The sequence below is a fragment of the uncultured Campylobacter sp. genome (assembly GCF_905372745.1).
In the GTDB taxonomy this organism is placed as follows: domain Bacteria; phylum Campylobacterota; class Campylobacteria; order Campylobacterales; family Campylobacteraceae; genus Campylobacter_A.
The window spans coordinates 22,836-33,657 of sequence record NZ_CAJPQR010000023.1; the positions used below are offsets into that span (position 1 = coordinate 22,836).

The 10,822-nt window shown below is 46.2% G+C and carries 8 protein-coding genes; all 8 read left to right on the forward strand.

Annotated features, from left to right (window positions below; all coding sequences use genetic code 11):
- Positions 1 to 99: 99 nt before the first annotated feature.
- The gene (locus tag QZ157_RS07450) at positions 100 to 1,956 is read left to right on the forward strand and encodes a TonB-dependent receptor (RefSeq protein ID WP_295143823.1); all 1,857 of its coding nucleotides are present in this window, start codon (positions 100 to 102) and stop codon (positions 1,954 to 1,956) included.
- Between the two features lie 557 nt (positions 1,957 to 2,513).
- The gene (locus tag QZ157_RS07455) at positions 2,514 to 3,476 is read left to right on the forward strand and encodes an ABC transporter substrate-binding protein (protein ID WP_295143826.1); all 963 of its coding nucleotides are present in this window, start codon (positions 2,514 to 2,516) and stop codon (positions 3,474 to 3,476) included.
- Positions 3,473 to 4,270: an ABC transporter permease subunit gene (locus QZ157_RS07460; RefSeq protein ID WP_295143829.1), complete on the forward strand. Its 798-nt coding sequence runs from the start codon at positions 3,473 to 3,475 to the stop codon at positions 4,268 to 4,270. Before QZ157_RS07455 ends, QZ157_RS07460 begins: the two co-directional genes overlap by 4 nt.
- Before the next feature lie 6 nt (positions 4,271 to 4,276).
- Complete coding sequence (locus tag QZ157_RS07465) at positions 4,277 to 4,966, forward strand: ATP-binding cassette domain-containing protein (protein WP_295143832.1); 690 nt, start codon at positions 4,277 to 4,279, stop codon at positions 4,964 to 4,966.
- The gene (locus tag QZ157_RS07470; RefSeq protein WP_295143834.1) at positions 4,959 to 6,065 is read left to right on the forward strand and encodes an NnrS family protein; all 1,107 of its coding nucleotides are present in this window, start codon (positions 4,959 to 4,961) and stop codon (positions 6,063 to 6,065) included. The genes QZ157_RS07465 and QZ157_RS07470 overlap by 8 nt, the downstream gene beginning before the upstream one ends.
- 281 nt (positions 6,066 to 6,346) lie before the next feature.
- Complete coding sequence (locus tag QZ157_RS07475; protein ID WP_295143837.1) at positions 6,347 to 9,127, forward strand: AAA domain-containing protein; 2,781 nt, start codon at positions 6,347 to 6,349, stop codon at positions 9,125 to 9,127.
- A 59-nt stretch (positions 9,128 to 9,186) separates the two neighbouring features.
- The gene (locus QZ157_RS07480; RefSeq protein ID WP_295143840.1) at positions 9,187 to 10,398 is read left to right on the forward strand and encodes a saccharopine dehydrogenase family protein; all 1,212 of its coding nucleotides are present in this window, start codon (positions 9,187 to 9,189) and stop codon (positions 10,396 to 10,398) included.
- A 2-nt stretch (positions 10,399 to 10,400) separates the two neighbouring features.
- The coding region (locus QZ157_RS07485) for a hypothetical protein (protein WP_295143843.1) at positions 10,401 to 10,822 on the forward strand (422 nt) is incomplete at its 3' end.

The following is a 10,822-nucleotide window of genomic DNA, read 5'->3' on the forward strand; positions in this document are numbered from 1 at the left end:
AAATTTATAAATCTTATCTTAATGAAAATCAAGAAATATTCTAACACCTTTCTATATAATTATGATACGAAAAATCAAAATTATCATAAAGGATTTTAAATGAGATTAGCTATCAGTCTGGCTGCGGCTGCGACGGCGCTATTTGCAAACGGCGCAAATCCCGACGTCATAAAGCCGATAAAGGATTTTACGCCTCCGCCGCCTTATGCGCCAAACATCGCCCAAAGCGCGTTTCCCGAAAATCAATTCGACCGCGCGCCAAGGGACGATTATTTTTTTGTGACGGATTTGCTTGATAATTCTATGGATAAATTTCACGTCGCGGGCGGCTTTTACGGGAGGACGTTTTATAGTTCGGGACTTTTTAAATACCGTGGCGCAAATTTCTACACGATTTTAAACGCGAACTTTTCTAAAGCCAACCGCTACAAAGACGGCGGCGGCAGGACGTGGAACTACGGCTACGCCAGGCAGGGGCAAAGCGCGGTCGTGGGTTTCGTGCCTAGCGAGCTGAGCGAGTTTAGATTTACGCTCGTGCACGATAACATTGACGACGACAAGCAGCCTCACCATCTCATGGATGCCGTCAAAACCGAGCGATACGTCGGTAAATTTAACGCTCGTATCGGCGCGGAGGATCTATCAAATACGCTAAATTTCGAGCTGATGCTGCGCGACGTGAGCAGAAACGCCGATAACTACCGCCTAAGAAGCGCGGCGCAGACGGTCAAGGTCGAACTGGATAGAAAAATCGTGGACGCCGAGCTAAAATACGACGCGGACTTGGGCGACTTTCATAATCTCGCAGGTATCAGCTATCAGCACGATAATCACGAGGGAAAAAGGTACGTAAAACAGCCTAGTGGCTGGGTTTTTAACGGCTATAGGTTTGCCGACGTGACAAATAAACGAACGAGAATTTTTGATACGCTGAGTTATAAATTTAGCGACGCTCACAAGCTTAGCCTTGCTCTAAACTATGACTGGATGAAGTCAAATTTAAAGGGATTAAACGAGCCTTATTTTGCGCCCGCTGCACCGCTTAGGACGGTAAAAGGGCTTATCCGCAGCGTTTATGGATATGATTTTGACGGTAGTGTCAAGCAAGACGGCCTAAGCGCCAGCCTAAAATATGACTTTACTCCAAACGAGCTAGATAGCTACTACGCAGCGCTTGAGAGCTTGCAGCGCATACCCGGCAACATGGAGCGATTTAACACGCTTTACGGTCCGATGAATAACGGCTGGGTGAGCAATCCGCTGCTAAAGCCCGAGCGTCACAACCGCGTAAATTTGGGCTTTACTTACAAGAGTGAATTTTATAAAGATTATTTAAGCTCGCGTCAGGGCGAGGATAGCTTTAGCCTGGGCGGGTACTTTATCGCAGACGACGCGCAGGATCTAGTTATCTACGATCGCCGCCATGCCGCTTCGTCTACACCTCCAATAAACAGAAACGCCGTCATCACGCGCAACGTCGATGCTAGAATTTATAGCGTAAATTTACGCGGCGAGTATAATTTCGCGCGAAATTTCGGGATAAAAACATCGTTATTTTACAACTACGGACAAAACAAAACCGACGGCAGACCGCTCTATCAGATCCGCCCGTTTGAGGCGAATTTGGCCTTTGATTACAAAGACTACGCGAGCTTTGGCAGCTACAACATCGGCACCGCGGTGCGCTACGTGGCAAAGCAAAATAGGGGAGATTTCGATAAATCCACCGGCTTTGGCATCGACAAGCGCGAAGCCGCAAAGAGCTTTACGACGATGGACGTTTACGGCGGATTTGAGTTTAAAAATAGCTGGGGCGTGAGGCTTGGCGTGACGAATATCTTTGATAAAGATTACGCCGAGTTTATCAGCGGCGAGCACGTAGGAGCGCTAGATCCAGATCCTGTGGTGCGTGCGCCGGAGAGGGCGGTGTTTGTTAGCTTTCACGCTAGTTTTTAAAATTTGAGCGGCGGCTTGTCTCGCGAGCGCTTTTTGCGGAGTTTGATAAAATTTAGCTCGGCAGACTACATGTCTAGCCTACGCTAAATTTTATCTGCACAACCCCAAAAATCATCTCACGATACTTCGCCTTATCGTTTTACGCTCAAATTTATAAATTTGACTCGCCGAGACCCCCATCTTGAAAAATGTAAATTTGAAATTTGCACTGCGGTAGCGCTAAATTTAGCCTATACGCAGTGCGGCATCTTCTCGCGTCGCAGGGCTAGTATGCTACAAAAAAGTCGGATTTTAAAAATTTGAGTATTTAAATTTAACGCTCAAATTTAGCAATCCAAATCAATAAAATTTCAAAATTTAAATCAAGATTTTTGATTTAAATCTTAGGTATAATTATCAAAAATGAGTTGAGGTAAAGTCAAATTTGCCTCGAGCAAATTTAGCATTTTCGCGGCGCGTAAAAATTGGCGGGCGGCGCGGCAAATTTGAGCTCAAATTTAACCGCGAACAAAAGCGAAACGAAATAAAATTTAAAATCTTAATACAAGGAGAAAGTTATGAACAGACGAGGATTTTTAGGACTCGGCGCGGCGCTGGGCGCGACGACGATGGCTCCTAGCCTTTTTGCGAAGGAAAACTTTACGATGTGGGGCGCGCCTGCGATCCCTAGCGTGATAATGGCCGTGGCAAGCATGCAAGGCGAGCTAGCTAAGACGCACGACGTGAAGCTGCGCATCTGGAACACTCCGGACGTCCTGCGCGCGGGCGTGGCTAGCGGCGATATCAAGGTCACTATGTCGCCCTCAAACGTCGCGGCGAACCTGCGAAACCAGGGGTTAAATTTCGCGATGTTAAATTTGCTCACGCTTGGCGTCATGAACGCGATGATAAAGGATGAAAACATCAAGACGCTAGAGGACTTCGTCGGCAAAAAAATCATAATGCCGTTTAAAAACGATATGCCCGATCTCGTGCTACGCGCGCTTTGCAAGAAACGCGGCATAGACGCGAGCAAGCTTGATATCACGTACACTCAGACGCCGCCTGAAGCGGTGGGGCTGTTTATCCAAAAGGACTACGACGTGCTTATCGTGCCGCAGCCTCTTAGCGAAGCTACGATTTTGCGTGGTAAAAAAGCGGGCGTAGCTGTGCATTACGGGCTTGATTTTCCTAAAACTTGGGGCGAGAGCTTTGGTGCTAAACCATACATCCCGATGGCGGGCATCATCGTAAACGTGGACTACTACGAGGCAAATCGCGCGCTTTTTGAAACTCTGCACGCCGATCTAACGAGCGCGCTAAAATGGATCCTGGAAAACAAACAAAGCGCGGCGAAAATCGGCGCCGAGTACCTGCCTGCGCCCGAGCCTGCGCTAGCCGGGGCTTTCGATAAGGCAAATTTAACGGTAACAAAAGCGCATGAGTTACAAGACGACGTGATGGCGTTTTTTGAGCAAATTTTCGAGTTTAATCCAAAGCTTCTGGGCGGCAAAATGCCTGATAAGAGCCTGTTTTTATGATACTTATCGATAACGTCAAAAAAGACCGCGGCGCGTTTTTAAAGGTCGCGGACTACCTTTGGGGCGGCTTTAGCGGGCTTGCCACGATAGCGCTTATTATCGCGCTTTGGCAGATCGGCAGCGAGCTGGGAGGGGAGTTTTTACTCCCCGCGCCCGAGGCGGTTTTCGTGCGGGCTTACGAGCTTTTGGTGGATTATAAAAACAGCGAGATAAACATCACTCTCGTGCGCTCGCTAGTGGGAGTCGGTACGGCCTGTGCCATCGGTATCACGCTGGGGCTGGTTGCCGGCGCTTATAAAAGCTTTGCCGCGTTTTTAAAGCCCGTGATCACGACGCTGCTTTCTATGCCGCCTATTATTTGGATCGTTTTAGCTATATTTTGGTTCGGGTTTGGAAACGCGAGCACCATCTTTACGATCATTATCACGGTTTTGCCGCTTACTTTTGCTAGCTCGATGGTCGGTATGATGAGCGTTAGCGAGGAGCTAAAGGAGATGTTTGACGCGTATAAACTAGGCATCTGCAAAAAGATCCGCCACCTATACGTTCCGCACCTAACCAGCCATATCATCAGCTCTCTAAGCGTCGCCGTGGGCATGGGCGTAAAGATCGTCATCATGGGCGAGCTACTAGGCGCAAACGACGGTATGGGCGCTAAGATCGCGAGCGCTAGAGTGATGCTGGATACAACCGAAGTGATGGCCTACGTCGTGCTTACTATCGCTATCATTATGCTTTTTGAGTATCTGGTTATCGAGCCGCTAAAGATCACGCTAATGCCGTGGAAAAGGTAGTTTGCTATGCTAGAACTTCAAAATTTAGAATACGAAATTTTACGCGACAAGATCGTGCGCGATTTTAGTTTAAAGGTCGGCGCGGGCGAAGTAGTGACGCTATTTGGCGCGAGCGGCTGCGGTAAAACCACGATCCTGCGCATGATCTCGGGTCTCATTGATCCGCGCAAAGGCAAGATAATCAATAAATTTAATAAAACGACCTATCTCTTTCAGGAAAATCGCCTGCTCGAGTGGAAAAATGCGCTCGAAAACGTACTGCTCGTGATGGATGAGCCCGATGAAAAGGCCGTGCTACAGCTATTTTCTAGACTTGGACTAACGGAAAAAGACGTGCTAAAATACCCTGACGAGCTAAGCGGCGGCATGCGCCAAAGGGTAGCCTTCGTGCGGGCGATCGTGACAAAGCCTGATTTGCTGCTGATGGACGAGCCGTTTTCGGGGCTTGATTATGATATGAAAGAAATCCTGATAGACATCGTCACGCGCCGCGTGGAGGAGGGCATGAGCGTAGTGCTGGTGACCCACGACAGGATGGAAGCGGCTAGGATGTCTAGTAAAATTTGCTTTTTAGCGAGCAAGGGCGCGGTGATCGAGCGAGAGCTGGAGCTAGACCGTGCCTTTTCGCAGCGGGATTTTGTCTACGCTAGCGGCGTGATAGACGAAAATTTTAAAGGAAAAATTTATTATGATTAACGACTTTTTCACCCATCCGATGAGAATTTTTTTCCTTACGAGCGCGGTTTGCGCGGTGCTAGGCGGGGCGATATTTTTTACGCCCGTGGATTTCGTTAGCTGGCATAAATTTATCTTTTTGCACCTGGTTGTGGCCCTTGCGTATGCGGGATTTTTACTGACGGGGCTAACCGATTGGACGAATTTTGGCGGAGGGCTTAAAAAACACGCCTACGTTATGTTTTCGTTTTTTGCGGCGAGTTTTTTTAGCGCGTTTTTTAGCCTGTTTGCGGCGCACTTTTTTATGGCGCTTTTTTGGGCGTATCTGGCGGGGCTTTGCGTTTATATGATCTGGCTTGATAGAAACGACGATCAGCTGGGCGTTTTAGCATTTTTACTCGGCATTTTGGGTTTTGAGATTTATTATTTGCTTAGCGGCGAGGAGAGATTTTTAAATTTACAAATCCACCTACACGTAATCGCGATTTTGCTTATATCTTTTCGCGTTAGCGTCGTGCTTGGCAAGGAGGCGCTAAACCGCGAGCCCGGCATGCAAGACGCGGCCTTTGTGCCAAATTTCGTTTATAAAAACATCGCGATCGTTAGCGTTAGCGCGTTTTTGTTAGTTAGCCTGTTTTTTGAAGGCAGCAAGGCTGTAAATTTCGCCGCGATAGCCTGCGGTAGCGCGATTTTAGCCAAGCTAAAAGAGTGGCACTACAAGGAGCTTTTGCGTCATAGCTTCGTGATTTATTACTACCTGATGCAGCTTTTGCTGGCCGCGGGCTATATCCTTTACGGCGCGAGCGGGATTTTGGGGCTGGGGCTAGAGACAAATATGCTGCACGTTATCGCGCTAAACGGCATTATTTTTAGCATTATGCTTATCTTTAACATCGCCGGTCTGCGCCACAGCGGGCAGGAGCTTGAGTTTTTGCGCCTGAGCAAGATCGCCTTCGCGCTTGCTATTGTAGCGGGTGTTTGCAGAGGCTTTTTAGCTTACGTTTGGAGCGGATTTTACATCCATCTACCGGCAACTCTCATCGCCGTAGCTTTCGCACTTTGGTTTATAGATTTTTATAAAATTTTTAGAGATAACGAGTTTAGCGACGATCCGGAGTAGGTTTATTTTACGGATTAAATTCGGCTTGTTTTATCGCCGTAGAATTTTGCCTAAATAGTGCCGAATTTAACCCTCCGAATAAAACAAATCGCCGTATTTGCCTTGCAAAGCCGTATCGCATTTCGCAGCTTTTTCGAGCAATCAAATCGACAAGCGAAAAAGTAAAATTTTACGCATGGAATCCCTTTAAATTTTCGCGTTATCATAGCCGTTAAAACCGAAAATTTATATTAACTTCGCTAAAATCGTTTTTTAGCGACAAAAATACGAAAGGAACGGCCGTGGCGCTACGAAACACTCTGCACTATCTGCTTTTAAGCGAATATCTAAATCCGCAAACGTTACAAAAATTAAACAAAGAACAAAGTAAATATAAAAACGCCTACGAAACTACGCCGGATAAATTTACCGATGATTTTTGGCATCATTTAAAGCAAATGAAAAGCGTCTCGGAGCTTGCAAAAAGCGGAAACAAAAGGAAGTTAAGCATCGAAATTTACGGCGGGATTTTCGAGCTGGACGAGATAGCAAACGAGATAATAAAACAAAATCCGAATTTACAAACTAGCCAATTTCGTCAAAGTCAAAATCAAAAAGCCACGACTTATTTTATAAAATTTACGGGCGATTTGTCCGTCAAAAACAAAGAGGAAAAAGTTAAATTAAGCACGCTCGTTAGCGAGTCCGATTTTAGCGAGCAAGATACTAAAAAATTAGAGCCCGTATGCGGCGAAAATAGCGGATTTAACGTTGATTTAAATAGCGTATTTTTATCCACCGCGCCTTGGGCGACGGCAAATTTTAGCAAACCGCAAAATTTAGATTATAAAAATTTTGAAGCTCTAAAAGATAGCATAAAAGCCCAGATAGAAGCGCTAGGCAAAAACGAACGAAGTCTGAGCGAAATGGTAAAATTTATCCACGGCGAGTTTAAAAAGCAGTTGAATTCGCCGCTAGTAAGCAACGATCTTCGCGTAAATATCTGCCTAGAAAGCGGCGTAAAAAGTAGCAGCGACTTGCTTAATAGTTTTTATTTGGGCGAGATTAGTCTGGCTCTAAATGAGGGCTTAAATAATAAAAATTTGCAAACGATTTTTGACGAAACGGGCGCAAGCGATATAAAAATAGGGCGCATAGATATGAGAGATAGCGCGAATTTTGGTACCGTTTTTTCGATGCTAGAAGCCAAAAACTACCCGATAGGCGCGTTTGCTAGCGAATATATGCTAATTTACTCGCAACAAATCGCCGTAAATAATATAATGAAGCTTTTTAACGAGAAAAAAGGCGGCATTTATAGCGTAAACGGGCCTCCGGGCACGGGCAAAACGACGCTCTTAAAAGACGTGGTTGCAGGCGTGATCGTGGAGCGAGCAAAGGTTTTATCTACGCTAAAAGAAGACGAAATTTTCGAGCGCGGCGTCAAGCTAGACGGTAGCCAGTATCCAGACTTTTATCCGCTAAATCCCAAGCTAAAAGGCTTTGAGATCGTCGTAGCCTCGTGCAATAATAAAGCCGTAGAAAACATTAGCGCAGAGTTGCCTAAGCTTGATAGCGTAGATAAGGCGTATTTGGGCGAGCTTGATTATTTTAGGATGCAGGCTACGAGGCTGCTGTCGGCGGGCGCCTTAGTAGAGTGCCAAAAAAGCCAAATTTCGCAGCCTGCCTGGGGGCTAATCTGCGCCACGCTAGGCAATAGCGGCAACGTAAGCGATTTTAAAGAAAACTGCCTAAACGACTTTTTTATCAATCAAAACCACCCGGAATTCGACGTTTTAAAAACGCAAGGCGCGATAACGAGCTTTAACGATAAATTTAAGGTCGACGGGCTCGTAAATTTACTCAAATTCGGCAAACAAAGCTATGATTTTAAACTAGCGCAAAAAGAATTTAACGAAGCGCTGAATACCGTAAATACGCTACTAGCTCTACTGGATTTCTCTACGCAAAAGTCGCTAAGCGCGCAGCAGAGTAAAGAGGAACGCGAAAATAGCTCGCCTTTTATGGCGGAAAACGGCATAAAAACCGCCGTCGCGCAGGCTAGGATAAACGTCTTTATAAAAGCGCTAAATTTACATAAAGCCGCTATCTGGTCGCAAAAGGCGAAATTGGGCGCAAATTTGGCGGCGTTTTGCGAGCTGGGTAAATTTAAAAAGAAAGAGCAGGTAAGGGAAATTTTAAAATCGCTATTTTTCGTCGTTCCCGTCGTTAGCTCGACGTTTGCCTCTTTTGGGCGGTTTTTTAGCGATTTTGGCGAAAACGATATCGGGCTTTTATTAGTAGACGAGTCCGGTCAGGCAAATATCTCAAACGCCGTAGGCGCGCTATATCGCTCTAAAACGGCGGTAATAGTAGGCGACCCGTTGCAACTAGAACCGGTAGTAACTCTACCCGAAAATTTAAACGACGTGCTGCTTGGCTATACCGAGGCGTCTAGGGAGTTTAACGTAGCGACAACTTCGCTGCAAGCATGCGCGGATAAAACTCAAAAAATAGGCGCTTATATCGGTCAAACCTGGGTCGGCTCGCTGCTCATCGTGCATAGACGCTGCGATAATCCTATGTTTAACGTCGCAAACGAGACGACGTACGACGGCGCTATGGTCTGGGGTAAAGGCAAAAATAAAAACTCGCTCGCCAAAGCGACAAGCTGCTGGATAGATATAAAAACGAGCGTTTGGAGCGGCAACGGCAGCGAGGCTGAGCTAGCGGCGGCGGATCAAATTTACGAATCGCTAAAAACGCTAATCGGCGCAAACGCAAGCGAACATATAAAAATCATAACGCCGTTTACCGACGTCGTAAAGCAAAGCGCGGCCTTGCAAAAACAAGGCAAGATACGAATCAGGGCAAACACCATCCACACCATGCAAGGTCAAGAAGCCAAAGTCGTTATCTTTATCCTAGGCGGAGCTAGCGCGGGCGCAAGAGCATGGGCGTCGGCAAAGCCGAATTTACTAAACGTAGCTCTAACGCGCGCCAAAGAGTATATCTATATCGTCGGCGACAAGGATGCATGGGGTGGACTAAACTATTTTAGCGTTGCAGCTAGAGAAATTTAAGAATAGAAATTTAAACGAAATAGCGATAAGATTATAATTTAAAATTTAAAGGAGCCAAAATGTCAAATATCTTAATCATAGGCGCGGGCGGCGTGAGCCAAGTCGCGACCGTAAAATGCGCGATGAACGCGGACGTTTTTAGCAAGATCACCCTTGCTAGCCGCACCAAAAGCAAGTGCGACGCGATCGCTAAATTTATCAAAGACCGCCTAGGCGTGGCTATCGACACCGCCCAGATCGACGCGGATGACACCGATGCCGTAGTCGCGCTCATCAAAAAAACGGGCGCCGATTTGCTTTTAAACGTCGCGCTGCCGTATCAAGACCTAACCCTCATGGACGCGTGCTCTCGCGCCGGCATCCCATACATCGACACCGCAAACTACGAGCACCCGGATACCGCTAAATTTGAATACAAGCTGCAGTGGGCGAAGGACGAGGATTTTAAAAAGGTGGGCACCATGGCGCTTCTTGGCTCTGGCTTTGATCCGGGCGTGACGAACGTATTTTGCGCTTACGCGCAGCAAAATCTCTTTGACGAGATCGGCGAGATCGACATCCTAGACTGCAACGCGGGCGATCACGGATATCCGTTCGCGACGAATTTCAACCCAGAAATCAACCTGCGCGAAGTAAGCGCAAAGGGCCGCTACTGGGAGCGTGGCGAGTGGAAAGAGACCGAGCCGATGGAAATAATGTTCAAATGGGACTACCCGAAAGTAGGCGTCAAAGACAGCTACCTGCTCTATCACGAAGAGCTTGAAAGCTTAGTAAAAAACATCAAGGGGCTAAAGCGAATCCGCTTTTTTATGACGTTCGGGCAGAGCTACCTCACTCATATGAAATGCCTAGAAAACGTCGGCATGCTACGCATCGACGAGGTCGAGCATAACGGCGTAAAAATCGTGCCGATACAGTTTTTAAAGACGCTACTGCCTGATCCTGCGAGCCTCGGCCCTCGAACGAAGGGCAAAACCAACATCGGCTGCGTAATACGCGGCTTAAAAGACGGTAAAGAGCGCCAAGTCTACATCTATAACGTCTGCGACCACGAGGCTTGCTACGCCGAGACGGGCGCGCAGGCCGTGAGCTACACGACGGGCGTGCCTGCGATGATCGGCTCGATGATGGTCGCAAAGGGCATCTGGAGCGGAAAAGGCGTCTTTAATATGGAAAATTTCGACGCTAAGCCTTTCATGGATGAGCTAAATAAGCAGGGCTTGCCGTGGGAGATAATCGAAATGAAACCCGGCGAGAGGTATGAAGTCTAATTATGAATTTTGTTCAAGAGCTTTTAAATAAAATTTTAAATTACTTCAAGGCTAAAATTAAAAGCCTTGAAGCTAGGTTCTATCTTTTTGGAATTTCGACAATAGTTTTTTCAGCTATTTTAATGCCCAATCCCCAAAACAATATTATTACTTTAATTGTACTGTCTGCAGGCATAACACTATTTTGCCTAGGTTTTATGTTTTGGTGTTATGACTTATTAAAAAAAAGATGGATTATCAATGTAGCAAAAATATTTTTGATATTATTAAATATACCAACTTATTTAATATCAGAATTTTTGTCTAGATTTATAATTGCCCAAACTCTAAATTTGCCCGTAAAAGACTTTGAGTTAACACTAAAAGCATTAACATCAATTTTTTATATACCGGTAGGAGTTTTTCTTTCTTGTTTTATTTTAAT

Bases quoted from the DNA above. Each gene is read 5' to 3' on its own strand.
- QZ157_RS07450 (WP_295143823.1), top strand. From the start codon at position 100: ATGAGATTAGCTATCAGTCTGGCTGCGGCTGCGACGGCGCTATTTGCA.
- QZ157_RS07455 (WP_295143826.1), top strand. From the start codon at position 2,514: ATGAACAGACGAGGATTTTTAGGACTCGGCGCGGCGCTGGGCGCGACG.
- QZ157_RS07460 (WP_295143829.1), top strand. From the start codon at position 3,473: ATGATACTTATCGATAACGTCAAAAAAGACCGCGGCGCGTTTTTAAAG.
- QZ157_RS07465 (WP_295143832.1), top strand. From the start codon at position 4,277: ATGCTAGAACTTCAAAATTTAGAATACGAAATTTTACGCGACAAGATC.
- QZ157_RS07470 (WP_295143834.1), top strand. From the start codon at position 4,959: ATGATTAACGACTTTTTCACCCATCCGATGAGAATTTTTTTCCTTACG.
- QZ157_RS07480 (WP_295143840.1), top strand. From the start codon at position 9,187: ATGTCAAATATCTTAATCATAGGCGCGGGCGGCGTGAGCCAAGTCGCG.